Below are 25,176 nucleotides of genomic sequence, written 5' to 3' on the forward strand. Positions count from 1 at the left end.
GATGATCGATGCAAAGCAATTAAACAGCTTGGCGTTAGCGTATATGGGTGATGCGGTATATGAACAATATATCCGCTATCACCTCCTTCAAAAAGGAAAAGTTCGCCCTAATCAATTACACCGCTTAGGGACGAGCTTTGTTTCAGCAAAAGCACAGGCGAAAGTTGTTTATCATTTATTAGAGACGGCATTTTTGACAGAGGAAGAAGAGGCGGTATTAAGAAGAGGGCGTAATGCAAATTCAGGTACAGTTCCGAAAAATACGGATGTACAAACATATCGACATAGTACAGCCTTTGAAGCGCTAATTGGTTATCATCATTTATTAAATAATCGTGAAAGATTAGACGAAATTGTATATAAGGCAATTGCAGTTTTAGAAGAAAAGGAAGGGGGCACATCATCATGACTAGTGAATATATTATCGGACGTAACCCTGTAATTGAAGCGTTAAGATCAGGGAGAGATATTAATAAAATTTGGATCGCAGAAGGTGCTGCCAAAGGACAAGTACAAATTGTACTAGCGTTAGCGAAAGAAAATAAGATTATTTTACAACATGCACCAAAGAAAAAGTTAGATCAATTAGTTGAGGGTAATCATCAAGGTGTAATTGCTCAAGTAGCTGCATATCAGTATGCAGAGTTAGAAGATTTATTCAAAGTGGCAGAAAAACGTAATGAAGATCCATTCTTCTTGATTTTAGATGAGATTGAAGATCCGCATAACCTAGGTTCTATTATGCGTACTGCTGATGCAACAGGAGCTCATGGAATTATTATTCCGAAGAGAAGAGCTGTGGGACTTACAGCATCAGTTGCGAAAGCATCAACAGGAGCGATTGAATACATTCCTGTTGCGCGCGTAACAAACTTATCTCGTACAATTGATGAATTAAAAGAGCGTGGACTTTGGATTGCTGGTACAGATGCCAAAGGGAAAACGGATTACCGTAATTTAGATGGTACAATGCCGATTGGGTTAGTAATTGGTAGTGAAGGAAAAGGTATGAGTCGTATTATTGGTGAAAAGTGTGATTTCTTAATCACTTTACCGATGGTTGGTAAAGTTACATCCTTAAATGCTTCAGTAGCCGCAAGTTTGTTAATGTATGAGGTATATCGTAAACGTCACGAAATTGGTAAATAAAAAATGAACGATATTTTAATCGTTGACGGTTACAACATTATCGGAGCTTGGGGAGATTTGAAGAAACTGCGGGATGTAGATTTACAATCATCAAGAGATGCGCTTATTGATAAGATGGCGGATTATCAAGGTTATACAGGTACAAAAGTGATGATAGTCTTTGATGCCTATACAGTCCATGGTATTGAAAAAAAGATGAAACAATCTCGTGTAGAAGTAATATTCACACGAAAGAATCAAACTGCAGACGAAAAGATAGAGCAACTTGCGATAGAGCTTAGAAATATAAATACACAAATATATGTTGCGACTTCTGATTATACAGAACAATGGGTTATATTTGGGCAAGGTGCCCTTCGAAAATCTGCGCGTGAATTAGAGTTGGAAGTACAAGCGATGGAACAACAAGTAAGAAGGCGCACAAAAGACACGAAAGAACAGCAGCCCGCCATGCGAAAGATATTTAGTAAAGATATTACAGAAAAATTAGAAAAATTAAGAAGAGGAGAGCGTTGAAGCATTGACGCTCTTTATCTTTTTACTGTATAATATTGCTAAATAAATAGCGGTCGGAGGGATCAAGGTGGAAGCAGGCTTCGTAAGTATAGGCGACGTTACATTTCGTGATTTAGAGGATGAGGCAATCGTTGAGTTAGTTCGAAAAGGTAATACTGACGCTCTAGAATATTTAATTCACAAGTATAAGAACTTTGTTCGTGCGAAATCAAGATCTTACTTTTTAGTGGGTGCCGATCGAGAAGACATTGTTCAAGAAGGTATGATAGGGTTGTTTAAAGCAATTCGTGATTATAAAGAGGACAAGCTGTCTTCATTCAAAGCATTTGCTGAACTATGTATCACTCGACAAATTATTACCGCTATTAAAACGGCAACAAGACAAAAACATATTCCTTTAAATTCGTATGTGTCTTTAGATAAGCCGATTTACGATGAGGAATCTGATCGAACGTTATTGGATGTTATTTCTGAAGCGAAGGTGACTGATCCTGAAGAGATGATCATTAGCCAGGAAGAATATACAGACATAGAATCAAAAATATCTGAATTATTAAGCGATTTAGAAAGGAAAGTGCTTTCTTTATATTTAGATGGTCGTTCTTATCAAGAGATTTCAGAACAGTTAAACAGGCATGTGAAATCTATTGATAACGCTTTACAAAGAGTAAAGAGAAAATTGGAACGATATATGGAAATGAGAGAAAGTACAACTTTAAATTCATAAGAAGTAACAAGTGCTACAGGTGTAAAATAAATCACCTGTTTTCTTTTGTAGAGAGTACAAAATGCATGTCATTGACATTGTCTTTTATTGTATGATACATTTTTAGGGACATAATGTTACAAGGTTGGTGTAACTAATGAGGAAAAAAGTTGTACTCTCATGTGAAGAGTGTAAAAATCGAAACTACTCTACTATGAAAGATACGAGCTCAATAGAGCGACTTGAAATAAAAAAGTTTTGTAAAACATGCAATCAGCATACAGTTCACAAGGAAACAAAATAAATAATTGAAATAATACACTGGAGGTCCCGCAGATGCGTTTAACGAACTTTTTCGGCGATGTAGGTCGCGAAATGAAAAAAGTAAGTTGGCCTAAAAAAGATGAATTACTCCGCTCAACAGCGACTGTTGTTGCTACAGTTGTGTTCTTTGCGATTTTCTTCGCAGTAGTTGATATGGGCATTTCTTCTTTAATTCGGTTAATTCTTGGTTAATTCTTGAATAAGAAGCACTTATCCATGATATAATGTTATTTATAAGAACTGTGTAAAAGCCCGGTGAACGGGTTTTTTCATTTGCGCAAAAAAATGTACGTCAGGGAGGGAAGGACGCTCGTCCTAAATGAATGGAAAAAAGTTGGTATGTTGTCCATACTTATTCTGGATATGAAAATAAAGTAAAAGCAAACCTAGAGAAACGTGTAGAATCAATGGGTATGCAAGATAAAATTTTCCGTGTTGTTGTCCCGGAAGAAGTAGAAGTAGAAATGAAAAACGGAAAAGAAAAATTAATGAAAAGAAAAGTGTTCCCAGGTTATGTATTAGTAGAATTAATCATGACTGATGACTCTTGGTATGTTGTACGTAACACGCCGGGTGTAACTGGGTTCGTTGGTTCTTCTGGTTCTGGATCTAAACCATCACCTCTATTAGAAGAGGAAGTTGTTACCATTATGAAACATATGGGAATGGATAACGAAGTGGTTGATTTCGACTTTGAACTTCATGAGACAGTACGTGTAAATGAGGGGCCATTCGCAGATTATACAGGTGCTATTGAAGAAATTGATGTGGAGAAGAAAAAGGTTAGCGTGCTTGTGGACATGTTTGGTCGCGAGACTCCAGTTGAACTTGACTTCCATCAAATTGAAAAATTATAAAATGAAACTTGAAATGAATTGTAAAAAGTGATAATATCTTTTAAGTCAGTACGTCTTCGTTATCGGAGACGTTTTTTGAAAGATTTTATCCTTACAGATAAAATATGACGTGGGAGGGCAAATCACTGTCCAATTGACCACATCACGGACTTAAGGAGGTGTGTCTCGTGGCTAAAAAGGTAATTAAAATGGTAAAGCTTCAAATTCCTGCAGGTAAAGCTAACCCAGCTCCACCAGTTGGTCCAGCATTAGGACAAGCAGGTGTTAACATCATGGGCTTCTGTAAAGAGTTTAACGCTCGTACAGCAGATCAAGCTGGTCTTATCATCCCTGTTGAAATTACGGTATTTGAGGACCGTTCATTCACTTTCATTACTAAAACTCCTCCTGCTGCTGTTCTTCTTAAGAAAGTAGCTGGTATTGAGTCTGGTTCTGGTGAACCAAACCGTAATAAAGTGGCAACTGTTAAGCGTGATAAAGTACGCGAAATCGCTGAAACTAAAATGCCTGACCTAAACGCTGCTAGCGTAGAAGCTGCAATGCGTATGGTTGAAGGTACTGCACGCAGTATGGGCATCGTTATCGAAGACTAATTCGATTTGTTTTTAAAAAAGGTTGCGGGTCTGGAATTCCAATTCGCAACCTTTATTATCGTAAATGATTATCGTTTTTAAATAAATGGATGGCGCTCATCCTCAGGTTATACCTGAAAACAGGCGTAAACGTGGGAGGTTATTCCGCTAAAACCACATTCGAGGAGGAAATAAAAATGGCTAAAAGAGGTAAAAAGTACGTAGAAGCTGCAAAGCTTGTTGATCGTGCAGCTGCTTACTCTGCGACAGAAGCAGTAGAATTAGTAAAGAAAACAAACACAGCTAAATTTGATGCAACTGTAGAAGCTGCATTCCGTTTAGGTGTTGACCCTAAGAAAGCTGACCAACAAATCCGTGGTGCAGTTGTTCTTCCACACGGTACTGGTAAAGTACAACGTGTATTAGTATTTGCTAAAGGTGAAAAAGCTAAAGAAGCTGAAGCTGCTGGAGCTGACTTCGTAGGCGATACTGATTACATCGGTAAAATCCAACAAGGTTGGTTCGATTTCGATGTAGTAGTAGCAACTCCTGACATGATGGGTGAAGTTGGTAAACTTGGTCGCGTATTAGGACCTAAAGGTTTAATGCCAAACCCTAAAACTGGAACAGTTACTTTCGATGTAACTAAAGCTGTTAACGAAATCAAAGCTGGTAAAGTTGAATACCGCGTTGATAAAGCTGGTAACATCCACGTTCCAATCGGTAAAGTATCTTTCGAAGATGCTAAATTAGTAGAAAACTTCAAAACAATTGCTGACACTTTACAAAAAGTTAAGCCAGCTGCTGCAAAAGGTACTTACATGAAGAACGTAACAGTTGCTTCTACAATGGGACCTGGCGTACGTGTAGACGTTTCTACATTAGCGTAAATTTTGGAAGTTGACTTCATAAAGAAGTTTTAATATAATCATTTATGTTGTGAATTTAATTAGTGTACCGTAGACAGTAGGTGTCAATAGACTTAATTTCCTACCTAGGTGTTAATATACGAAGCGGAATCTTTTTTCTGTGACTATATGCCTCCATGTCTACAAGTTGGGCATGGAGGTTTTTAGTGCACTTTCGGTACATCTTCTATATAATCTACAGGAGGTGTAATAACATGAGCAAAGTAATCGAAACTAAACAACAAGTTGTAACTGAAATCGCGGACAAACTTCGCGCTAGTAAATCTACAATCGTTGTTGACTACCGTGGTTTAACAGTTTCTGAAGCAACAGAATTACGTAAGCAATTACGTGAAGCTGGCGTTGAGTTCAAAGTTTACAAAAACTCTCTAACTCGTCGTGCTGCAGAATCTGCTGAAATGGCTGAGTTAAATGAATTCTTAACAGGACCAAACGCAATCGCGTTCAGTAACGAGGATGTAGTTGCTCCTGCGAAAGTATTAAACGACTTCGCTAAAGATCATGAAGCTTTAGAAATTAAAGCGGGCGTAATCGAAGGTAAACTTGTAACACTTGATGAGGTTAAAGCAATCGCTACTCTTCCATCACGTGAAGGCTTACTTTCTATGCTTCTTAGCGTTCTTCAAGCTCCAATCCGTAACCTTGCACTTGCTACTAAAGCAGTTGCAGACCAAAAGGAAGAGCAAGGCGCTTAATTTTTTAAAAGATAATTACGTATTATCGATAAAACAATACAAACCTATTTAAGGGAGGATATTTACAATGACTAAAGAACAAATCATTGAAGCAGTTAAATCTATGACTGTATTAGAACTTAACGACTTAGTAAAAGCTATCGAGGAAGAATTCGGCGTAACTGCTGCTGCTCCTGTAGCTGTTGCTGGTGGCGCTGGAGAAGCTGCTGCTGAGAAAACTGAATTTGATGTGGAACTAACTAGCGCTGGTGCACAAAAAATCAAAGTTATCAAAGTTGTTCGTGAAATCACTGGTCTTGGCTTAAAAGAAGCTAAAGAATTAGTTGACAACACTCCAAAAGTAATCAAAGAAGCTGCTGCTAAAGAAGAAGCTGAAGAAATCAAAGCTAAACTTGAAGAAGTTGGCGCTGCTGTAGAAGTTAAGTAATTAACTTTTGATGCTTTAAAAAAAGCTCGCTCTCATGCGAGCTTTTTTTTTAACTGTAAAGAAAAGAGGTGGCCATATGGCAGACCATTATTTTTCTAACGACCCTTCTAGTAAAAGTGATCGTAAGCGATGGGAGTTTGTCCTTCGTGGATCTCGATTTACTTTCTTATCTGACCATGGGGTGTTCTCGAAAAACGAAGTGGACTTTGGTTCCCGTCTTTTAATTGAAGCGTTTCAAATGCCAGATATTAAAGGTAATATATTAGACGTAGGTTGCGGATACGGTCCTATTGGTTTGTCGTTAGCGAAAGAGTTTCAAGGTCGTGAAGTTCACATGGTGGATGTGAATGAGAGGGCACTTGGGCTTGCGAAAGAAAACGCCGCTAATAACAAAATCGAGAATATACGTATTTTTCAAAGTAGCGTCTATGAAAATGTAGATGGTAAGTATGCTGCTATTCTATCTAACCCTCCAATTCGTGCGGGTAAAGATATCGTACATGAGATTTTAGAAAAAGCTGTGGAGTATTTAGTTCCAGGTGGAGAACTTTGGATTGTTATTCAAAAGAAACAAGGTGCACCGTCTGCGCTAAAAAAACTAGAAGAAGTATTTTCTGAGGTTGAGGTTGTAGAAAAGAAAAAAGGATATTATATCATAAAATCAAAAAAACGTTGACGGTTATTTTTGGCTATGTTAACATTATACAATGCCAATATATGATTTTCTGCGTTGAGAAAGATGTATATTTTTGTTTCTCTTGGAAAAGATAGTAAAATCAGCAGATTATGAAACAGAATGATGGTTTTCTTATAGAAGCCATTTTTCTTTTTTGAGCAGGTAGAAAGACTCAACGTATTTATCTTTAAGAGAAAGAGACTACGCTAATAGCAGTAGTTGTATTTGTTTGTGATTTTGCACAAATTTTTTTGTGCATTTATAATACTCATGATTTGAGGGGTGAAGCAGTTGACAGGTCAACTAGTTCAATACGGACGCCACCGCCAACGAAGAAGTTATGCCCGTATTAGTGAAGTATTAGAGTTACCAAATCTTATCGAAATTCAAACCTCTTCTTATCAGTGGTTTCTTGATGAGGGTTTGCGAGAAATGTTCCAAGACATTTCTCCGATTGAAGACTTTACGGGAAATCTATCGCTTGAATTTATCGACTACAGCTTAGGTGAACCTAAATACTCTGTAGACGAATGCAAAGAGCGTGATGTGACGTATGCAGCACCACTTCGTGTAAAAGTGCGTCTAATCAACAAGGAAACTGGTGAAGTAAAAGAACAAGATGTGTTCATGGGAGATTTCCCACTCATGACAGAGACTGGAACATTCGTAATTAACGGTGCAGAACGTGTTATCGTTTCCCAGTTAGTTCGCTCTCCAAGCGTATACTATAGTGGCAAAGTGGATAAAAACGGAAAACGTGGTTTTACTGCTACTGTAATTCCAAACCGCGGAGCTTGGTTAGAGTATGAGACAGATGCTAAGGATGTTGTATATGTGCGTATTGACCGTACGCGTAAACTTCCTGTAACTGTTTTGTTACGCGCATTAGGGTTTGGCTCTGATCAAGAAATCACCGAGCTTTTAGGTGATAACGAATACTTAAGCAACACATTAGAAAAAGACAACACAGATAGCACAGAAAAAGCATTGCTTGAAATTTATGAGCGTCTACGTCCTGGTGAACCACCAACGGTAGAAAATGCTAAGAGCTTACTTGTGTCTCGTTTCTTTGATCCAAAGCGCTACGATTTAGCAAATGTAGGTCGCTATAAGATCAACAAGAAGTTACACATTAAAAACAGATTGTTTAATCAACGTTTAGCTGAAACATTAGTGGATCCAGAAACTGGTGAAATTTTAGCGGCAGAAGGAACAATCTTAGATCGTCGTACACTTGATCGCATTTTACCTTACTTAGAGAAAAACATTGGATTCAAAACAGCGAAACCAATGGGTGGAGTGGTAGAAGGCGATGTTGAGCTGCAATCTATTAAGATTTATGCTCCTGAGTCGGAAGGCGAACGCATAATTAATGTAATTGGTAATGCAAACATTACTCGTGATGTGAAACACATCACACCAGGTGATATCCTTGCTTCTATCAGTTACTTCTTCAACCTACTATACAAAGTAGGGGATACAGATGATATTGACCATTTAGGAAACCGTCGTCTGCGTTCTGTTGGAGAACTGTTACAAAATCAATTCCGTATCGGTCTTTCTCGTATGGAACGTGTTGTTCGTGAGAGAATGTCGATCCAAGATACAAATGCAATTACACCACAGGCACTAATTAATATTCGTCCTGTTATTGCATCTATTAAAGAGTTCTTCGGAAGTTCTCAGTTATCTCAGTTTATGGACCAAACAAACCCATTAGCAGAGTTAACTCACAAACGAAGACTATCTGCATTAGGACCTGGTGGTTTAACGCGTGAGCGCGCAGGCTTTGAAGTGCGTGACGTTCATTACTCTCACTACGGTCGTATGTGTCCGATTGAAACACCAGAGGGACCAAACATCGGTTTGATTAACTCATTATCTTCGTTCGCGAAAGTAAATGAGTTTGGTTTCATTGAAACGCCATACCGTCGTGTTGACCCAGAAACTGGTCTTGTAACAGGGCATGTTGATTACTTAACAGCAGATGAAGAAGATAACTATGTTGTAGCCCAAGCGAATATGAAATTATCTGACGAAGGTGAATTCCTAAGTGAAGATATCGTAGCTCGTTTCCGTGGTGAAAACATTGTCACAAATAGAGAACGCATCGACTACATGGATGTATCTCCAAAACAAGTAGTGTCGGCAGCGACAGCTTGTATTCCGTTCTTAGAAAACGATGACTCTAACCGCGCACTTATGGGAGCGAACATGCAACGTCAGGCGGTTCCGTTAATGAATCCGGAATCTCCGATTGTAGGTACAGGTATGGAGTACGTATCAGCAAAAGACTCAGGTGCTGCAGTAATCTGTAAACATCCTGGTGTTGTTGAGCGCGTAGAAGCACGTGAAGTTTGGGTACGTCGCTATGTAGAAGTTGACGGTCAAACAGTAAAAGGCGACTTAGATCGCTACAAAATGCAAAAATTCATTCGTTCTAACCAAGGAACTTGTTACAACCAACGTCCAATCGTAAGTGTTGGAAATGAAGTTGTAAAAGGTGAAATCCTTGCGGATGGTCCTTCTATGGAATTAGGTGAACTAGCACTTGGACGTAACGTGCTTGTTGGCTTCATGACTTGGGACGGTTATAACTACGAGGATGCGATCATCATGAGTGAGCGCCTTGTAAAAGATGATGTGTACACTTCTATTCATATTGAAGAATATGAATCAGAAGCTCGTGATACGAAGCTTGGACCAGAAGAAATTACACGCGACATTCCAAACGTTGGGGAAGACGCATTACGTAACCTTGACGAGCGCGGTATCATTCGCGTTGGTGCTGAAGTAAAAGATGGAGATTTACTTGTTGGTAAAGTAACACCTAAAGGTGTAACAGAATTAACAGCTGAAGAACGTCTATTACATGCTATCTTTGGAGAAAAAGCGCGTGAAGTACGTGATACATCACTACGTGTACCACACGGTGGTGGCGGTATTATCTTAGACGTAAAAGTATTCAACCGTGAAGATGGCGATGAATTGCCACCGGGCGTGAATCAACTTGTACGTGCATATATCGTTCAAAAACGTAAAATTTCTGAAGGTGACAAGATGGCCGGACGTCACGGTAACAAAGGTGTTATTTCTCGTATTTTACCAGAAGAAGATATGCCTTACCTACCAGACGGTACGCCAATCGATATCATGTTAAACCCATTAGGGGTACCATCTCGTATGAATATCGGTCAGGTATTAGAGCTTCATCTTGGTATGGCAGCAAGATACCTTGGCATTCACATTGCAACACCAGTATTCGATGGTGCTCGTGAGGAAGATGTTTGGGGCACAATTGAAGAAGCTGGTATGGCAAATGACGCGAAAACAATCCTGTATGACGGACGTACTGGTGAACCATTCGATAACCGCGTATCTGTTGGTGTCATGTATATGATCAAACTTGCGCACATGGTTGACGATAAACTTCATGCTCGTTCTACTGGACCATACTCACTTGTAACGCAGCAACCTCTTGGAGGTAAAGCTCAGTTCGGTGGACAGCGTTTCGGTGAGATGGAGGTTTGGGCACTTGAAGCTTACGGTGCTGCTTATACTCTTCAAGAAATCTTAACAGTGAAGTCTGATGATGTTGTTGGACGTGTTAAGACTTATGAAGCAATTGTTAAAGGCGAAAATGTTCCAGAACCAGGCGTTCCTGAATCATTCAAAGTATTGATTAAAGAGCTGCAAAGTTTAGGTATGGACGTTAAAATGATGTCTAGCGACGATACAGAAATTGAAATGCGTGATACAGAAGATGACGATGATCATCAATCAGCAGATAAATTGAATGTCGAAGTTGAGACAACTAAGGAATAATTGGGATAACCTGTAGACTAAAAGGGAGGTAGGCCCCTTGATAGATGTAAATAACTTTGAATATATGAAGATTGGACTTGCTTCACCTGACAAGATTCGTTCTTGGTCATACGGTGAAGTTAAGAAACCAGAAACTATTAACTATCGTACGTTAAAGCCTGAAAAAGATGGCTTGTTCTGTGAGCGTATTTTCGGACCACAAAAGGACTGGGAATGTCATTGCGGAAAATACAAACGTGTACGTTATAAAGGTGTAGTTTGTGATCGATGTGGTGTTGAAGTAACGCGTGCAAAAGTACGTCGTGAACGTATGGGTCATATCGAATTAGCTGCTCCTGTATCTCATATTTGGTATTTCAAAGGTATCCCGAGCCGCATGGGACTTGTCTTAGACATGTCCCCTCGCGCGCTTGAAGAAGTAATTTATTTCGCTTCTTATGTTGTAACAGAAAGTGGAGATACACCACTTGATAAGAAGCAATTACTTTCTGAAAAAGAATACCGTGCATATCGTGATCGATATGGTAGCACATTCCAAGCTGCTATGGGTGCAGAAGCAATTAAAAAGCTACTACAAGACATCGATTTAGATAAAGAAGTAGACTTCTTAAAAGAAGAATTAAAAACAGCACAAGGACAACGCCGTACTCGTGCTATTAAACGTCTAGAAGTATTAGAAGCATTCCGTAACTCTGGAAATGAACCGTCTTGGATGATCTTAGATGTTCTACCAGTAATCCCACCAGAACTACGCCCAATGGTACAGTTAGACGGTGGACGTTTTGCTACTTCTGACTTAAACGACTTATACCGTCGTGTAATTAACCGTAACAACCGTTTAAAACGTCTATTGGACTTAGGTGCACCAAGCATCATCGTTCAAAACGAAAAACGTATGTTACAAGAAGCTGTAGACGCATTAATCGATAATGGTCGTCGTGGCCGTCCAGTTACTGGGCCAGGTAACCGTCCATTAAAATCACTATCTCACATGCTTAAAGGTAAACAAGGACGTTTCCGTCAAAACTTATTAGGTAAACGTGTTGACTACTCTGGTCGTTCTGTAATCGTTGTAGGACCGAACTTAAAGATGTATCAATGTGGATTGCCAAAAGAAATGGCGCTTGAACTGTTCAAACCTTTCGTAATGAAAGAGTTAGTTGAAAAAGGATTAGCACATAACATTAAGAGTGCGAAACGTAAAATCGAGCGTGTACAACCTGAAGTTTGGGACGTTTTAGAGTCTGTGATTAAAGAACATCCAGTACTTCTAAACCGCGCACCAACACTTCACCGTCTTGGTATCCAGGCGTTTGAACCTACATTAGTAGAAGGTCGCGCAATCCGTCTTCACCCACTTGTATGTACTGCATACAACGCGGACTTTGACGGTGACCAAATGGCCGTTCACGTACCTTTATCATCAGAAGCTCAAGCTGAAGCTCGTCTTCTTATGTTAGCGGCACAAAACATCTTGAACCCGAAAGACGGTAAACCAGTTGTTACTCCATCTCAGGATATGGTATTAGGTAACTATTACTTAACACTTGAGCGTGAAGGTGCAATCGGTGAAGGTATGGTCTTCAAAGATGCAAACGAAGCATTGCTTGCATATCAAAATGGATATGTTCATCTTCATACACGTGTTGCAGTAGCTGCAAGTGCAGTAAACAACGCAACATTTACTGAAGAGCAAAAGAGTATGCTTCTATTAACAACAGTTGGTAAATTAATATTTAACGAAATCTTACCAGAGTCGTTCCCTTATATTAATGAACCAACAAATTCAAACCTTGAAAAAGAAACACCAGCGAAATATTTCGTTGAAAAAGGTGCGAACATTAAAGAAATTATTGCTAGTCGCGAAGAAGTGGCGCCATTTAGCAAGAAGATCCTTGGTAACATCATTGCGGAAGTGTTCAAACGTTTCCAAATTACAGAAACGTCTCGCATGCTTGACCGTATGAAAAACTTAGGATTCAAGTACTCTACAAAAGCTGGTATTACAGTTGGGGTATCTGACATTCTTGTATTAGGCGAAAAAGATGAAATTCTCCACGAAGCACAAGCAAAAGTAGATAATGTAATTAAACAATTCCGTCGCGGTTTAATCACGGAAGAAGAACGTTACGATCGCGTTATCTCTATTTGGAGTAATGCAAAAGATGTTATCCAAGGAAAACTGATGAAATCCTTGAATAAACGCAACCCAATCTTCATGATGAGTGACTCAGGTGCCCGTGGTAACGCATCTAACTTTACTCAGCTTGCTGGTATGCGTGGTCTTATGGCCAATCCATCTGGTCGTATCATCGAACTTCCAATCAAATCGAGTTTCCGTGAAGGTTTAACAGTACTTGAGTACTTCATCTCTACGCATGGTGCGCGTAAAGGTCTTGCCGATACAGCACTTAAAACTGCCGATTCTGGTTACTTAACACGTCGTCTTGTTGACGTTGCACAAGATGTAATCGTTCGTGAAGATGATTGTGGAACAGATCGCGGTTTATTAATTGGTGCGATTAAAGAGGGTAATGAAGTTATCGAGTCATTATATGATCGTCTTGTTGGACGTTTTGCAAGAAAAACTGTAAAACATCCTGAAACAGGTGAAGTATTAGTTGCTGAAAATCAATTAATTACTGAAGATATCGCTCATATCGTTGAAAATTCGGGTGTTGAAACTGTAAACATTCGTTCAGCGTTTACGTGTAACACTCGCCACGGTGTATGTAAGAAGTGTTACGGTCGTAACTTAGCAACTGGAACAGACGTAGAAGTAGGAGAAGCGGTAGGTATTATCGCAGCTCAATCTATCGGTGAGCCAGGTACACAGTTAACGATGCGTACATTCCATACAGGTGGGGTTGCCGGAGATGATATTACTCAAGGTTTACCTCGTATCCAAGAGATCTTCGAAGCTCGTAATCCGAAAGGTCAGGCAGTTATCAGTGAAATCGACGGTGTTATCGCAGCGATCAACGACGTTAAAGATCGCCAAGAAGTAGTTGTACAGGGTGAAGTTGAAGCTCGTACGTATGCTATTCCTTACGGTGCTCGTCTGAAAGTAACTCCAGGACAGCCAATTAGCCACGGTAAAGAGTTAACAGAAGGTTCTATTGATCCGAAAGAATTACTAAAAGTAACGGACATTACGGCGGTTCAAGAGTACTTATTACGTGAAGTTCAAAAAGTATACCGTATGCAAGGGGTAGAAATTGGTGACAAACACGTAGAGGTAATGGTACGTCAAATGTTACGTAAAGTTCGTGTAAGTGATGCAGGTGAAACAGATGTATTACCAGGAACATTACTAGATATCCATCAGTTTACTGATGCGAATGCTAAGGTCTTACTGCAAGGTAAGCAACCAGCAACAGCTAGACCTGTTCTACTTGGTATTACAAAAGCTTCACTTGAAACAGATTCATTCTTATCTGCAGCATCGTTCCAAGAAACAACTCGTGTCTTAACTGATGCAGCAATTAAGGGTAAACGCGATGAACTTCTAGGATTAAAAGAAAATGTTATTATCGGTAAACTTGTTCCTGCTGGAACAGGTATGAATCGTTATCGCAAAGTGGATCTTGTAAAAACAACACAAGATGACATGAACGTAGAAAACGATGAGGTTTATGTGGAACAGTAAAATTTTCCGTCATAAATTTTGTATAAAAACAATTAATCTTAGTTGACATTGTATGAGTCAAAATGTTACTATAATCAAGGTTGCTCCTGAACGATGCTTTGGAGGATATTTATATGTCTTATCAAAAAGTATCAACTGCTGAAAATGTAGTCGTTGGTCATAAACGCACATTGGAAGCAATCAAAAATGGTACAGTTAAAGAAGTTGTCATCGCAGAGGATGCTGACATGCGGTTAACCCATGCTATCATTCGTATTGCAATGCAATATAACGTGCCCATAACAAAAGTTGAATCAGTTCGTAAGCTTGGTAAAGCTTCGGGGATTCAAGTGGGAGCTTCAGCAATAGGAATAATAAGTTAAAACTGTTTTTGTGAGGAGAGAGCATTTGCTCTTCCTTGCAAAAACTTTGTTTTCAACTAATAATGAACCACCTGGATATGTGGTCATACAAACATGCGAAGGGAGGATAATCAAATGCCTACTATTAACCAATTAGTGAGAAATGGTCGTACTGATAAAGTATGGAAATCTAAATCACCTGCGTTAAACAAAGGTTTTAACTCTTTAAAGAAAAAATCAACTGATATCTCTGCACCTCAAAAACGTGGTGTATGTACTCGTGTTGGTACAATGACTCCAAAGAAACCTAACTCAGCGTTACGTAAATACGCTCGTGTACGTTTAACAAACGGTATCGAGGTTACAGCTTACATCCCAGGTATCGGTCATAACCTACAAGAGCATAGCGTAGTATTAATTCGCGGTGGTCGTGTAAAGGATTTACCGGGGGTACGTTACCACATCGTTCGTGGTGCGCTTGACACAGCTGGTGTTGACAAACGTATGCAAGGACGTTCTAAATATGGTACTAAGAGACCAAAACCTGCTAAAAAATAATAACTTTAAAATGAAAGGAGGAACTCAATATGCCTCGTAAAGGACCTGTTGCGAAACGTGACGTGTTACCAGATCCAATGTACAATTCGAAGCTAGTAACACGCCTTATCAACAAAATGATGGTTGACGGTAAAAAAGGTAAATCTCAAACAATTCTTTATAATGCGTTCGATATCGTAAACGAACGTACTGGTAAAGAGCCAATGGAAGTATTCGAGCAAGCTCTTAAGAACATCATGCCTGTTCTTGAAGTACGCGCTCGTCGTGTTGGTGGTGCTAACTACCAAGTTCCAGTTGAGGTTCGTCCAGAACGCCGTACAACTTTAGGTCTTCGTTGGTTAGTAAACTACGCTCGTCTTCGTGGTGAAAAAACTATGGAAGAGCGTCTTGCTAACGAAATCTTAGATGCAGCTAACAACGCTGGTGCATCTGTTAAGAAACGTGAAGACACTCATAAAATGGCAGAAGCTAACAAAGCATTTGCTCATTACCGTTGGTAGGATTCAACGTAAAATAAATGTAAGCATAAACCGCTTTATTTGTCGCTTATGGAAGTGTGGAGAGGGAGAATGCCTCTCCCTTTCATCGGGCGCTCGTTTTACATAATGAGAGTACTGGACATACTGACATGTGTAACAATATAAAGTGGCTTTTTTGCTACTTAAAATAAAAAAATCCAATCCATATATGGAAGGAGCAAGACACCAAATGGCAAGAGAGTTCTCTTTAGAAAACACTCGTAATATTGGTATCATGGCTCACATCGATGCTGGTAAAACAACAGCAACTGAGCGTATTCTGTACTACACAGGACGTATTCATAAAATCGGTGAAACTCACGAAGGTGCATCTCAGATGGACTGGATGGAGCAAGAGCAAGAGCGTGGTATCACAATTACTTCTGCTGCAACTACAGCACAATGGAAAGGTCATCGTGTAAACATCATTGATACTCCAGGACACGTAGATTTCACAGTAGAAGTAGAACGTTCTTTACGCGTACTTGATGGCGCTGTAGCAGTACTTGATGCGCAATCTGGTGTAGAACCACAAACAGAAACTGTTTGGCGTCAGGCTACTACTTACGGCGTACCTCGTATCGTATTCGTTAACAAAATGGATAAGATCGGTGCAGATTTCTTATACTCTGTAGGAACAATCCACGATCGTTTACAAGCAAACGCACATCCAATTCAGTTACCAATCGGTGCTGAAGATGAGTTCAATGGTATCATTGACCTTGTTGAAGAGTGTGCTTACATGTACGGTAACGATTTAGGAACAGACATTCAACGTGTTGAAATTCCTGAAGAGCACAAAGAATTAGCTGAAGAATACCGTGGAAAACTTATTGAAGCGGTAGCTGAGCTTGATGAAGAAATGATGATGAAGTACCTAGAAGGTGAAGAAATCACTGTAGAAGAGCTTAAAGCTGGTATCCGTAAGGCTACAACTTCTGTAGAATTCTTCCCAGTAATCTGTGGTTCTGCATTCAAAAACAAAGGTGTTCAAATTCTGTTAGACGCAGTTATCGACTACCTTCCATCTCCACTAGATGTACCTGCTATTAAAGGTACTCTACCGGATACAGATGAAGAAGTAGAACGTAAGTCTAGCGATGAAGAACCATTCGCAGCTTTAGCATTCAAAATCATGACTGACCCTTATGTTGGTAAGTTAACGTTCTTCCGTGTGTACTCTGGTGTGTTAAACTCTGGATCATACGTGAAAAACTCAACTAAAGGTAAGCGTGAGCGTGTAGGTCGTATCCTACAAATGCACGCTAACAGCCGTGAAGAGATTTCAACAGTTTACGCTGGTGATATCGCTGCTGCTGTAGGTTTAAAAGATACTACTACTGGTGATACTCTTTGTGACGAGAAGAGCCTTGTTATCCTTGAGTCTATGGAATTCCCAGAGCCAGTTATCTCTGTAGCTATCGAACCAAAATCTAAAGCTGACCAAGATAAAATGGGTACAGCATTATCTAAGCTTTCTGAAGAAGATCCAACATTCCGTGCTCACACTGACCAAGAAACTGGCCAAACTATCATCGCTGGTATGGGTGAACTTCACCTTGATATCATCGTTGACCGTATGCGCCGTGAATTCAAAGTGGAAGCAAACGTTGGTGCTCCTCAGGTAGCATACCGTGAGACTTTCCGCGCTGCTGCGAAAGTTGAAGGTAAGTTCGCTCGTCAATCTGGTGGTCGTGGACAATTCGGTCACGTTTGGATTGAGTTTGAACCTAACGAAGAAGGTAAAGGATTCGAATTCGAAAACAAGATCGTCGGTGGTGTAGTTCCTCGTGAATACATCCCAGCTGTTGGAGCAGGTCTTGAAGATGCACTTAAAAATGGTGTACTAGCTGGTTATCCACTAGTTGACATTAAAGCTGCATTAGTTGACGGATCTTACCATGATGTCGATTCATCTGAGATGGCGTTCAAAATCGCTGCATCTATGGCACTTAAAGCTGCGGTTTCTAAATGTAGCCCAGTAATTCTTGAGCCAATGATGAAAGTTGAAGTTGTAATTCCTGAAGAGTACATGGGTGACATTATGGGTGACGTAACATCTCGTCGTGGACGTGTAGAAGGTATGGAAGCTCGCGGTAACGCACAAGTTGTTCGCGCTATGGTTCCACTTTCTGAAATGTTCGGTTATGCAACGTCATTACGTTCTAACACTCAAGGACGCGGAACATTCTCTATGGTGTTTGACCACTATGAAGAAGTACCAAAGTCTGTTTCTGAAGAAATTATCAAAAAAAATAAAGGTGAATAATTGATTTTTATCGATTGTTCAAGTATAACTACTTATGTAAGCTTAGAAAGTGGGACGTAAGTTTCACTTTCTAGTCTAAATATAAAATAACCTATATAAACTAAGGAGGAATTTAGAATGGCTAAAGCTAAATTCGAACGTTCTAAACCCCATGTTAACATCGGTACAATCGGCCACGTTGACCATGGTAAAACTACATTAACTGCTGCGATCACTACAGTTCTTGCAAAAGCTGGTGGTGCTGAAGCACGCGGATACGATCAAATCGATGCTGCTCCAGAAGAAAGAGAGCGCGGTATCACAATCTCAACTGCACACGTTGAGTACGAAACTGAAACTCGTCACTATGCACACGTTGACTGCCCAGGTCACGCTGACTATGTTAAAAACATGATCACTGGTGCTGCTCAAATGGACGGCGGTATCTTAGTAGTATCTGCTGCTGATGGCCCAATGCCTCAAACACGTGAGCACATCCTTCTTTCTCGTCAAGTAGGTGTTCCTTACATCGTTGTATTCTTAAACAAATGCGACATGGTAGATGACGAAGAATTATTAGAATTAGTAGAAATGGAAGTTCGCGACCTATTATCTGAATACGGATTCCCAGGCGACGACATTCCTGTAATCAAAGGTTCTGCTCTTAAAGCTCTTCAAGGAGAAGCTGATTGGGAAGCAAAAATCATTGAATTAATGGCTGAAGTTGATGCTTACATCCCAACTCCAGAACGTGAAACTGACAAACCATTCTTAATGCCTGTAGAGGACGTATTCTCTATCACAGGTCGTGGTACAGTTGCTACTGGTCGTGTTGAGCGCGGTATCGTTAAAGTTGGTGACGTAGTAGAAATCATCGGTCTTGCTGAAGAAAATGCTTCTACAACTGTAACTGGTGTAGAGATGTTCCGTAAACTTCTTGACCAAGCTCAAGCTGGAGACAACATCGGTGCTTTACTTCGTGGGGTTGCTCGTGAAGACATCCAACGTGGACAAGTACTTGCAAAAAGCGGTTCTGTAAAAGCTCACGCTAAATTCAAAGCTGAAGTTTTCGTATTATCTAAAGAAGAAGGTGGACGTCACACTCCATTCTTCGCTAACTACCGTCCTCAGTTCTACTTCCGTACAACTGACGTAACTGGTATCATCCAATTACCAGAAGGTACTGAAATGGTAATGCCTGGTGACAACATCGAAATGACTATCGAACTTATCGCTCCAATCGCTATCGAAGAGGGAACTAAATTCTCTATTCGTGAAGGTGGACGTACAGTAGGTTACGGTGTAGTTGCTACTATCGTTGAGTAATCTTAACTGATATAAAAAAACCTAAGGGATTTTCCCTTAGGTTTTTTGTTTGCGTTTATATAAGGAAGAAGAGGGTGTTTTTTGTTTTGACGAGTTTCTTCTATAGTATTATAAAAACGACAAAAGATAATCCAGAAACTGTAAAATGAATTCTGTTAGATGAAAACTTGAAATTCTTTAAAGTGCCATGTATAATAGCAAAAGTAGAGAAAAGCAGATGCAAACAAAAAGATGCTTGCATCTAGACGAATAACATTGTATAATAGACAATGTTGGTCTTTGACTGCGATGAAGTGGAAGGTTGCTGACACACCCGGCCGCTTTGCCATGGCATGGTGTGGGGAAATTTCCATGGAGAAGGTCTATTTTAGAAATAGGCGAACGAAGGAGGGAAAATAATGGCAAAAGAAAAAATTCGTATCCGTTTAAAAGCTTACGATCACCGTATTCTTGATCAGTCAGCTGAGAAAATTGTAGAAACAGCTAAGCGTTCTGGGGCAACAGTTTCTGGTCCGATCCCATTACCAACTGAAAAAACTGTTTACACAATTCTTCGTGCTGTTCATAAGTACAAAGATTCTCGTGAGCAATTCGAAATGCGCACGCACAAACGTCTAATCGACATCGTGAGTCCTACTCCACAAACAGTAGATTCATTAATGCGTTTAGACTTACCATCTGGTGTAGATATCGAAATCAAACTATAATTTATATAACTTAAAAATGTAGGAGGTGTAACTCATGACCAAAGGAATCTTAGGAAGAAAGATCGGTATGACTCAAGTATTTGCTGAGAACGGTGAGTTAATCCCAGTAACAGTTATCGCTGCTAATCCAAACGTTGTTCTTCAAAAGAAAACAACTGAAACTGATGGCTACAATGCAATCCAGTTAGGATTTGAAGATAAACGTGAAAAGTTAACTAACAAACCTGAACAAGGCCACACTGCTAAAGCATCTACAACTCCTAAGCGCTTCATTCGCGAAATCCGCGATGCAGACGTGGACGGATTAGAGGTTGGTCAAGAGGTAAAAGTTGACGTATTCGCTACAGGTGAAATCGTTGATGTAACAGGAATTTCTAAAGGTAAAGGTTTCCAAGGTGTTATCAAACGCCACGGACAATCTCGCGGACCTATGTCTCATGGTTCTCGCTATCACCGTCGTCCAGGTTCAATGGGCCCAGTTGCTCCGAACCGTGTATTCAAAGGCAAAAAACTTGCTGGACGTATGGGTGGAGACCAAGTTACTATCCAAAACTTAGAAATCGTTCAAGTTGACACTGAGCGCAACTTATTACTAGTAAAAGGTAACGTTCCAGGTGCTAAGAAATCTCTTGTAGTTGTTCAAGGCGCTGTGAAGGTTAGCAAATAATTCACAATAGGAAGGAGGAATTCCAATGCCAAAAGTTACTGTATATAACCAAACTGGTTCACAGGTTGGTGAAATCGAATTAGCTGAAGCTATTTTCGGTATCGAACCAAATGAAGCTGTACTTTTCGAAGCTGTAATGATGCAACGTGCATCTTTACGTCAAGGTACACACAAAGTAAAAACTCGCTCTGAAGTTCGCGGTGGTGGTCGTAAACCATGGCGTCAAAAAGGAACTGGACGTGCTCGTCAAGGGTCTATCCGCTCTCCTCAATGGCGTGGTGGTGGTACGGTATTCGGACCTACACCAAGAAGCTATGCGTACAAACTTCCTAAGAAAGTTCGTCGTTTAGCAATCAAATCTGCATTAGCTACTAAAGTAGTTGAGAACAACATTGTAGTTCTTGAAGACCTAGTGTTAAATGCACCAAAAACAAAAGACATGCTAGCAGTACTTAAAGGATTAACTGTTGAGAAGAAAGCTCTTATCGTAACTGCTGATGCAAACGAATCTGTAGAGTTATCTGCTCGCAATATCCCTGGAGTAACAGTAATCACTGCTGATGGCGTAAACGTTTTAGACGTGCTTCATCATGATAAGCTAATCATGACAAAAGCGGCAGTGGAAAAAGTAGAGGAGGTGCTTGCATAATGAGAGATCCTCGTGATATCATTAAGCGCCCAGTTATCACTGAACGTTCTATGGAAATGATGGCTGAAAAAAAATACACGTTCGATGTGGACGTTAAATCTAATAAAACAGAAGTTAAAGATGCTCTTGAAGCGATCTTTGGTGTTAAAGTAGAAAAAGTGAACATCATGAACTACAAGCCGAAAGCAAAACGCGTTGGTCGTCACGCTGGTTTTACTAGCCGTCGTCGTAAAGCAATCGTTAAGCTAACTGCTGACAGCAAAGAAATCGAAATCTTCCAAGGCGTTTAATTCTTACTAAAGAAGGAGGGAAATTGAGATGGGAATCAAAAAGTATAATCCAACTACTAACGGTCGTCGTAATATGACTACGAATGATTTCGCTGAAATCACGACTGATAGACCCGAAAAGTCATTACTTGCTCCTTTAAGCAAGAAGGCTGGTCGTAATAACCAAGGTAAAATCACTGTACGTCATCAAGGTGGCGGACATAAGCGTCAATACCGTATCATCGACTTTAAGCGTAACAAAGATGGAATTCCAGGACGCGTTGCTACGATCGAATACGATCCAAACCGCTCTGCGAATATCGCATTAATTAACTACGTTGACGGTGAAAAACGTTACATTCTTGCTCCTAAATCTTTAGAAGTAGGTATGGAAGTTATGTCTGGCCCAGAAGCTGACATTAAAATCGGTAACGCATTACCATTAATCAACATTCCAGTAGGTACTGTTGTTCATAACATCGAGCTTAAGCCTGGTCGTGGCGGACAATTAGTTCGTTCTGCTGGTACATCTGCTCAAGTACTTGGTAAAGAAGGTAAATACGTACTTGTACGTTTAACTTCTGGTGAAGTACGTCTTGTATTATCTGCTTGTCGCGCTTCAATCGGTCAAGTAGGTAACGAACAACACGAACTTATCAAAATCGGTAAAGCAGGTCGCTCTCGCTGGTTAGGTAAACGCCCAACAGTTCGTGGTTCTGTAATGAACCCTGTTGATCACCCACACGGTGGTGGTGAAGGACGTTCTCCAATCGGACGTAAGTCTCCAATGTCTCCATGGGGTAAACCAACTCTTGGATTCAAGACTCGTAAGAAAAACAAAGCGTCTGACAAATTTATCGTTCGTCGTCGTAAAAAATAATGGGATTGTAGTACGGTTCATTTCTAGAACCGTACGCCAATCACGAAGGGAGGCACCAAAATGGCTCGTAGCTTAAAAAAAGGACCATTTGTCGATGATCACTTAATGAGCAAAATGGAAAAATTAGTTGCATCTGAGCAAAAACAAGTTGTTAAAACTTGGTCTCGCCGTTCAACAATCTTCCCTCAGTTCATCGGACACACAATCGCTGTATATGATGGTCGTAAACACGTACCTGTGTACATCACTGAGGATATGGTTGGCCATAAGTTAGGTGAATTCGCACCAACTCGTACGTACAAAGGTCACCTTGCTGACGATAAGAAAACTAGAAGATAATGAGAGGAGGCACTTCAATGCAAGCTAAAGCAGTAGCGAGAACAGTTCGTATTGCTCCTCGTAAAGTTCGTTTAGTAGTAGACTTAATCCGAGGTAAGCAAGTGGGTGAAGCGATTGCTATCCTTAACCACACACCAAAAACTGCTTCTCCAGTTGTAGAAAAAGTTTTAAAATCTGCAATCGCAAATGCAGAGCACAATTATGAGATGGACATTAACAACCTAGTTGTAGAAAAAGTTTTCGTTGACGAAGGTCCAACGTTAAAACGTTTCCGTCCACGTGCAATGGGTCGTGCAAGCCAAATTAACAAACGCACAAGCCACATCACAGTTGTGGTATCAGAAAAGAAGGAGGGATAATCGATGGGTCAAAAGGTTAATCCAATTGGTCTTCGTGTCGGCGTTATCCGTGACTGGGAATCTCGTTGGTTCGCTGAGAAAGATTACGCTACATTATTACATGAAGACATCAAAATCCGTGAGTACATTAATGTACGCTTAAAAGATTCTGCTGTTGCTAAAGTAGAAATCGAACGTGCAGCAAATCGTGTAAATGTTACAATTCACACTGCAAAACCTGGTATGGTAATTGGTAAAGGTGGTACTGAAGTTGAAGCACTTCGTAAAGCTCTTAACCAATTAACAGGCAAGCGTGTACACATCAACATTTTAGAAGTTAAGAGAGCTGATCTTAACGCTAAATTAGTAGGCGAAAACATCGCTCGTCAATTAGAAAACCGTGTATCATTCCGTCGTGCACAAAAGCAAGTTATTCAACGTGCTATGCGTGCAGGTGCTAAAGGTATTAAAACACAGGTTTCTGGTCGTCTTGGCGGAGCTGATATCGCTCGTGCAGAATCTTACAGTGAAGGAACTGTTCCACTTCATACACTTCGCGCTGATATTGACTATGCAGCAGTTGAAGCTGATACAACATACGGTAAATTAGGCGTAAAAGTATGGATCTACCGTGGAGAAGTCCTTCCTACAAAAAAGAAAGCTTCTGAGGAAGGAGGAAAATAATATGTTAATGCCAAAACGCGTAAAATATCGTAGAGAGCATCGTGGTAAAATGCGTGGCCGTGCTAAAGGTGGAACTGAAATTGCTTTCGGTGAATTCGGTTTACAAGCACAAGCTGCTTCATGGATTACAAACCGTCAAATCGAAGCTGCTCGTCGTGCAATGACTCGTTACATGAAACGTGGCGGTAAAGTATGGATTAAAATTTTCCCTTCTAAACCTTACACTGCAAAACCTCTAGAAGTACGTATGGGTTCCGGTAAAGGGGCACCAGAAGGCTGGGTAGCAGTAGTAAAACCTGGGAAAATTATGTTCGAAATCGCGGGTGTATCTGAAGAGGTAGCACGCGAAGCATTACGTCTTGCAGCTCACAAGTTACCTGTGAAATGTAAATTCGTAAAACGTGAAGAAAATGGTGGTGAATCTAATGAAAACTAATGATATTCGTGAATTAACCACTGCCGAAATCGAAACAAAAGTTAAAGCTTTAAAGGAAGAGTTGTTTAATCTTCGCTTCCAACTTGCTACAGGACAATTAGAGAATCCAACTCGCATTCGTGAAGTGCGTAAAGCAATTGCTCGTATGAAAACTGTAGTTCGTGAAAGAGAGATCGGAATTAATCGATAAATTGAGGGGAGGTTTGCATAGTGAGCGAACGTAACCAACGCAAAGTTTATACTGGTCGTGTAGTGTCTGACAAAATGGACAAAACGATTACAGTTTTAGTTGAAACTTACAAAACTCATTCCTTGTACGGAAAACGTGTTAAGTATTCTAAGAAGTACAAAGCCCATGATGAGCAAAACCAAGCGAAACTTGGCGATATCGTTAAAATCATGGAAACTCGCCCGCTTTCTGCTACTAAGCGTTTCCGTTTAGTTGAAATCGTTGAAGAAGCGGTTATTATCTAAATAGACGAATCGGAATTTTTAGTCCGAAGGGAGGTTTCATAACATGATCCAACAAGAATCTCGTTTGAAAGTTGCTGACAACTCTGGTGCACGTGAACTTTTAACAATTAAAGTATTAGGCGGCTCTGGTCGTAAATATGCTAACATTGGTGACATTATCGTTGCTACGGTAAAACAAGCAACACCAGGTGGCGTTGTTAAAAAAGGTGACGTTGTTAAAGCAGTAGTAGTACGTACGAAGAGCGGAGCTCGTCGTCCGGACGGTTCTTACATCAAATTTGATGAAAACGCAGCGGTTATCATTAAAGACGATAAGAGCCCACGTGGTACTCGTATCTTCGGACCAGTAGCTCGTGAATTACGTGATAGCAACTTCATGAAGATCGTTTCTTTAGCTCCAGAAGTTCTATAATTTAA

General features: G+C 40.2%; 31 protein-coding genes and 1 other annotated feature. All 31 genes read left to right on the forward strand.

All coding sequences use genetic code 11. The features are described from left to right. The first annotated feature begins 1 nt into the window (after position 1). The 31 genes from ACTFR3_RS27100 to rplN all read left to right on the forward strand — a co-directional run bounded on the left by ACTFR3_RS27100 (position 2) and on the right by rplN (position 25,171). The gene (locus ACTFR3_RS27100) at positions 2 to 409 is read left to right on the forward strand and encodes a Mini-ribonuclease 3 (protein ID WP_000564261.1); all 408 of its coding nucleotides are present in this window, start codon (positions 2 to 4) and stop codon (positions 407 to 409) included. Beyond that, on the forward strand, positions 406 to 1,149 hold the full coding sequence (gene rlmB, locus ACTFR3_RS27105; RefSeq protein WP_000200237.1) for a 23S rRNA (guanosine(2251)-2'-O)-methyltransferase RlmB: 744 nt from the start codon (positions 406 to 408) through the stop codon (positions 1,147 to 1,149). Before ACTFR3_RS27100 ends, rlmB begins: the two co-directional genes overlap by 4 nt. A gap of 3 nt (positions 1,150 to 1,152) precedes the next feature. After that, positions 1,153 to 1,665, forward strand: a complete 513-nt coding sequence (locus ACTFR3_RS27110) for an NYN domain-containing protein (protein WP_000997886.1) — start codon at positions 1,153 to 1,155, stop codon at positions 1,663 to 1,665. Between the two features lie 67 nt (positions 1,666 to 1,732). Beyond that, positions 1,733 to 2,392 (forward strand): RNA polymerase sporulation sigma factor SigH, encoded by a 660-nt coding sequence (locus tag ACTFR3_RS27115; protein WP_000387193.1) that lies wholly within the window; start codon positions 1,733 to 1,735, stop codon positions 2,390 to 2,392. 136 nt (positions 2,393 to 2,528) lie between these two features. After that, entirely contained in the window at positions 2,529 to 2,675 is a 147-nt protein-coding gene (gene rpmG, locus ACTFR3_RS27120) for a 50S ribosomal protein L33 (RefSeq protein ID WP_014481927.1), read from the forward strand. 32 nt (positions 2,676 to 2,707) lie between these two features. Beyond that, entirely contained in the window at positions 2,708 to 2,887 is a 180-nt protein-coding gene (gene secE / locus ACTFR3_RS27125) for a preprotein translocase subunit SecE (RefSeq protein WP_001241323.1), read from the forward strand. Positions 2,888 to 3,018: 131 nt separating this feature from the next. Beyond that, the gene (nusG, locus tag ACTFR3_RS27130; RefSeq protein WP_000415794.1) at positions 3,019 to 3,552 is read left to right on the forward strand and encodes a transcription termination/antitermination protein NusG; all 534 of its coding nucleotides are present in this window, start codon (positions 3,019 to 3,021) and stop codon (positions 3,550 to 3,552) included. 167 nt (positions 3,553 to 3,719) lie between these two features. Next, the gene (gene rplK / locus ACTFR3_RS27135) at positions 3,720 to 4,145 is read left to right on the forward strand and encodes a 50S ribosomal protein L11 (protein WP_001085872.1); all 426 of its coding nucleotides are present in this window, start codon (positions 3,720 to 3,722) and stop codon (positions 4,143 to 4,145) included. A 176-nt stretch (positions 4,146 to 4,321) separates the two neighbouring features. Continuing rightward, a complete protein-coding gene (gene rplA, locus ACTFR3_RS27140) occupies positions 4,322 to 5,014 on the forward strand; it encodes a 50S ribosomal protein L1 (RefSeq protein WP_001987630.1) in 693 nt (230 codons plus the stop codon). A gap of 49 nt (positions 5,015 to 5,063) precedes the next feature. Continuing rightward, positions 5,064 to 5,208, forward strand: a sequence feature (ribosomal protein L10 leader region). 39 nt (positions 5,209 to 5,247) lie between these two features. Continuing rightward, a complete protein-coding gene (gene rplJ / locus ACTFR3_RS27145; RefSeq protein WP_000048716.1) occupies positions 5,248 to 5,748 on the forward strand; it encodes a 50S ribosomal protein L10 in 501 nt (166 codons plus the stop codon). Positions 5,749 to 5,815: 67 nt separating this feature from the next. Then, entirely contained in the window at positions 5,816 to 6,175 is a 360-nt protein-coding gene (gene rplL / locus ACTFR3_RS27150; RefSeq protein ID WP_000159736.1) for a 50S ribosomal protein L7/L12, read from the forward strand. A gap of 76 nt (positions 6,176 to 6,251) precedes the next feature. Further along, positions 6,252 to 6,851 (forward strand): class I SAM-dependent methyltransferase, encoded by a 600-nt coding sequence (locus ACTFR3_RS27155; protein WP_000763289.1) that lies wholly within the window; start codon positions 6,252 to 6,254, stop codon positions 6,849 to 6,851. A 291-nt stretch (positions 6,852 to 7,142) separates the two neighbouring features. Further along, a complete protein-coding gene (gene rpoB, locus ACTFR3_RS27160) occupies positions 7,143 to 10,676 on the forward strand; it encodes a DNA-directed RNA polymerase subunit beta (RefSeq protein ID WP_226368332.1) in 3,534 nt (1,177 codons plus the stop codon). Between the two features lie 37 nt (positions 10,677 to 10,713). Next, positions 10,714 to 14,325, forward strand: a complete 3,612-nt coding sequence (gene rpoC / locus ACTFR3_RS27165) for a DNA-directed RNA polymerase subunit beta' (RefSeq protein ID WP_000567939.1) — start codon at positions 10,714 to 10,716, stop codon at positions 14,323 to 14,325. 113 nt (positions 14,326 to 14,438) lie between these two features. Then, positions 14,439 to 14,687 (forward strand): 50S ribosomal protein L7ae-like protein, encoded by a 249-nt coding sequence (locus tag ACTFR3_RS27170; RefSeq protein ID WP_000121836.1) that lies wholly within the window; start codon positions 14,439 to 14,441, stop codon positions 14,685 to 14,687. A 114-nt stretch (positions 14,688 to 14,801) separates the two neighbouring features. Further along, complete coding sequence (rpsL, locus tag ACTFR3_RS27175) at positions 14,802 to 15,224, forward strand: 30S ribosomal protein S12 (protein WP_001142341.1); 423 nt, start codon at positions 14,802 to 14,804, stop codon at positions 15,222 to 15,224. Positions 15,225 to 15,253: 29 nt separating this feature from the next. Beyond that, positions 15,254 to 15,724: a 30S ribosomal protein S7 gene (rpsG, locus tag ACTFR3_RS27180; protein WP_001137491.1), complete on the forward strand. Its 471-nt coding sequence runs from the start codon at positions 15,254 to 15,256 to the stop codon at positions 15,722 to 15,724. A gap of 208 nt (positions 15,725 to 15,932) precedes the next feature. Next, complete coding sequence (fusA, locus tag ACTFR3_RS27185) at positions 15,933 to 18,011, forward strand: elongation factor G (protein WP_000090370.1); 2,079 nt, start codon at positions 15,933 to 15,935, stop codon at positions 18,009 to 18,011. 117 nt (positions 18,012 to 18,128) lie between these two features. Next, positions 18,129 to 19,316 (forward strand): elongation factor Tu, encoded by a 1,188-nt coding sequence (tuf, locus tag ACTFR3_RS27190; protein ID WP_001029614.1) that lies wholly within the window; start codon positions 18,129 to 18,131, stop codon positions 19,314 to 19,316. 398 nt (positions 19,317 to 19,714) lie between these two features. Then, the gene (rpsJ, locus tag ACTFR3_RS27195; RefSeq protein ID WP_001040596.1) at positions 19,715 to 20,023 is read left to right on the forward strand and encodes a 30S ribosomal protein S10; all 309 of its coding nucleotides are present in this window, start codon (positions 19,715 to 19,717) and stop codon (positions 20,021 to 20,023) included. Positions 20,024 to 20,057: 34 nt separating this feature from the next. Beyond that, entirely contained in the window at positions 20,058 to 20,690 is a 633-nt protein-coding gene (rplC, locus tag ACTFR3_RS27200) for a 50S ribosomal protein L3 (RefSeq protein ID WP_000160207.1), read from the forward strand. Between the two features lie 25 nt (positions 20,691 to 20,715). Then, entirely contained in the window at positions 20,716 to 21,339 is a 624-nt protein-coding gene (gene rplD, locus ACTFR3_RS27205) for a 50S ribosomal protein L4 (protein ID WP_001127258.1), read from the forward strand. Next, entirely contained in the window at positions 21,339 to 21,629 is a 291-nt protein-coding gene (gene rplW / locus ACTFR3_RS27210) for a 50S ribosomal protein L23 (protein WP_001205558.1), read from the forward strand. Before rplD ends, rplW begins: the two co-directional genes overlap by 1 nt. A 28-nt stretch (positions 21,630 to 21,657) precedes the next feature. Further along, complete coding sequence (gene rplB, locus ACTFR3_RS27215; protein ID WP_000511583.1) at positions 21,658 to 22,488, forward strand: 50S ribosomal protein L2; 831 nt, start codon at positions 21,658 to 21,660, stop codon at positions 22,486 to 22,488. A gap of 60 nt (positions 22,489 to 22,548) precedes the next feature. Then, entirely contained in the window at positions 22,549 to 22,827 is a 279-nt protein-coding gene (rpsS, locus tag ACTFR3_RS27220) for a 30S ribosomal protein S19 (protein WP_000124454.1), read from the forward strand. Between the two features lie 17 nt (positions 22,828 to 22,844). Beyond that, positions 22,845 to 23,186, forward strand: coding sequence for a 50S ribosomal protein L22 (gene rplV, locus ACTFR3_RS27225; RefSeq protein ID WP_001148024.1), 342 nt, complete (start codon positions 22,845 to 22,847; stop codon positions 23,184 to 23,186). A gap of 3 nt (positions 23,187 to 23,189) precedes the next feature. Continuing rightward, positions 23,190 to 23,849, forward strand: a complete 660-nt coding sequence (gene rpsC, locus ACTFR3_RS27230) for a 30S ribosomal protein S3 (protein ID WP_000529956.1) — start codon at positions 23,190 to 23,192, stop codon at positions 23,847 to 23,849. A gap of 1 nt (position 23,850) precedes the next feature. Continuing rightward, on the forward strand, positions 23,851 to 24,285 hold the full coding sequence (gene rplP, locus ACTFR3_RS27235; RefSeq protein WP_000928969.1) for a 50S ribosomal protein L16: 435 nt from the start codon (positions 23,851 to 23,853) through the stop codon (positions 24,283 to 24,285). Further along, positions 24,275 to 24,475: a 50S ribosomal protein L29 gene (gene rpmC, locus ACTFR3_RS27240; RefSeq protein WP_000855718.1), complete on the forward strand. Its 201-nt coding sequence runs from the start codon at positions 24,275 to 24,277 to the stop codon at positions 24,473 to 24,475. The genes rplP and rpmC overlap by 11 nt, the downstream gene beginning before the upstream one ends. A 20-nt stretch (positions 24,476 to 24,495) precedes the next feature. Further along, positions 24,496 to 24,759 carry a 30S ribosomal protein S17 gene (gene rpsQ, locus ACTFR3_RS27245; protein WP_000004106.1) on the forward strand — a complete coding sequence of 88 codons (264 nt, stop codon included), beginning with the start codon at positions 24,496 to 24,498 and terminating at the stop codon, positions 24,757 to 24,759. 43 nt (positions 24,760 to 24,802) lie between these two features. Then, complete coding sequence (gene rplN / locus ACTFR3_RS27250) at positions 24,803 to 25,171, forward strand: 50S ribosomal protein L14 (RefSeq protein ID WP_000615912.1); 369 nt, start codon at positions 24,803 to 24,805, stop codon at positions 25,169 to 25,171. Positions 25,172 to 25,176: the final 5 nt, after the last annotated feature.

The organism is Bacillus cereus group sp. MYBK14-1 (assembly GCF_051916885.1).
Taxonomy (GTDB): Bacteria; Bacillota; Bacilli; order Bacillales; family Bacillaceae_G; genus Bacillus_A; species Bacillus_A cereus.

Coding starts and splice junctions, on each gene's coding strand:
- ACTFR3_RS27100 (WP_000564261.1), top strand. CDS start 2: ATGATCGATGCAAAGCAATTAAACAGCTTGGCGTTAGCGTATATGGGT.
- rlmB (WP_000200237.1), top strand. CDS start 406: ATGACTAGTGAATATATTATCGGACGTAACCCTGTAATTGAAGCGTTA.
- ACTFR3_RS27110 (WP_000997886.1), top strand. CDS start 1,153: ATGAACGATATTTTAATCGTTGACGGTTACAACATTATCGGAGCTTGG.
- rpmG (WP_014481927.1), top strand. CDS start 2,529: ATGAGGAAAAAAGTTGTACTCTCATGTGAAGAGTGTAAAAATCGAAAC.
- secE (WP_001241323.1), top strand. CDS start 2,708: ATGCGTTTAACGAACTTTTTCGGCGATGTAGGTCGCGAAATGAAAAAA.
- nusG (WP_000415794.1), top strand. CDS start 3,019: ATGGAAAAAAGTTGGTATGTTGTCCATACTTATTCTGGATATGAAAAT.
- rplA (WP_001987630.1), top strand. CDS start 4,322: ATGGCTAAAAGAGGTAAAAAGTACGTAGAAGCTGCAAAGCTTGTTGAT.
- rplJ (WP_000048716.1), top strand. CDS start 5,248: ATGAGCAAAGTAATCGAAACTAAACAACAAGTTGTAACTGAAATCGCG.
- rplL (WP_000159736.1), top strand. CDS start 5,816: ATGACTAAAGAACAAATCATTGAAGCAGTTAAATCTATGACTGTATTA.
- ACTFR3_RS27155 (WP_000763289.1), top strand. CDS start 6,252: ATGGCAGACCATTATTTTTCTAACGACCCTTCTAGTAAAAGTGATCGT.
- ACTFR3_RS27170 (WP_000121836.1), top strand. CDS start 14,439: ATGTCTTATCAAAAAGTATCAACTGCTGAAAATGTAGTCGTTGGTCAT.
- rpsL (WP_001142341.1), top strand. CDS start 14,802: ATGCCTACTATTAACCAATTAGTGAGAAATGGTCGTACTGATAAAGTA.
- rpsG (WP_001137491.1), top strand. CDS start 15,254: ATGCCTCGTAAAGGACCTGTTGCGAAACGTGACGTGTTACCAGATCCA.
- fusA (WP_000090370.1), top strand. CDS start 15,933: ATGGCAAGAGAGTTCTCTTTAGAAAACACTCGTAATATTGGTATCATG.
- tuf (WP_001029614.1), top strand. CDS start 18,129: ATGGCTAAAGCTAAATTCGAACGTTCTAAACCCCATGTTAACATCGGT.
- rpsJ (WP_001040596.1), top strand. CDS start 19,715: ATGGCAAAAGAAAAAATTCGTATCCGTTTAAAAGCTTACGATCACCGT.
- rplC (WP_000160207.1), top strand. CDS start 20,058: ATGACCAAAGGAATCTTAGGAAGAAAGATCGGTATGACTCAAGTATTT.
- rplD (WP_001127258.1), top strand. CDS start 20,716: ATGCCAAAAGTTACTGTATATAACCAAACTGGTTCACAGGTTGGTGAA.
- rplW (WP_001205558.1), top strand. CDS start 21,339: ATGAGAGATCCTCGTGATATCATTAAGCGCCCAGTTATCACTGAACGT.
- rplB (WP_000511583.1), top strand. CDS start 21,658: ATGGGAATCAAAAAGTATAATCCAACTACTAACGGTCGTCGTAATATG.
- rpsS (WP_000124454.1), top strand. CDS start 22,549: ATGGCTCGTAGCTTAAAAAAAGGACCATTTGTCGATGATCACTTAATG.
- rplV (WP_001148024.1), top strand. CDS start 22,845: ATGCAAGCTAAAGCAGTAGCGAGAACAGTTCGTATTGCTCCTCGTAAA.
- rpsC (WP_000529956.1), top strand. CDS start 23,190: ATGGGTCAAAAGGTTAATCCAATTGGTCTTCGTGTCGGCGTTATCCGT.
- rplP (WP_000928969.1), top strand. CDS start 23,851: ATGTTAATGCCAAAACGCGTAAAATATCGTAGAGAGCATCGTGGTAAA.
- rpmC (WP_000855718.1), top strand. CDS start 24,275: ATGAAAACTAATGATATTCGTGAATTAACCACTGCCGAAATCGAAACA.
- rplN (WP_000615912.1), top strand. CDS start 24,803: ATGATCCAACAAGAATCTCGTTTGAAAGTTGCTGACAACTCTGGTGCA.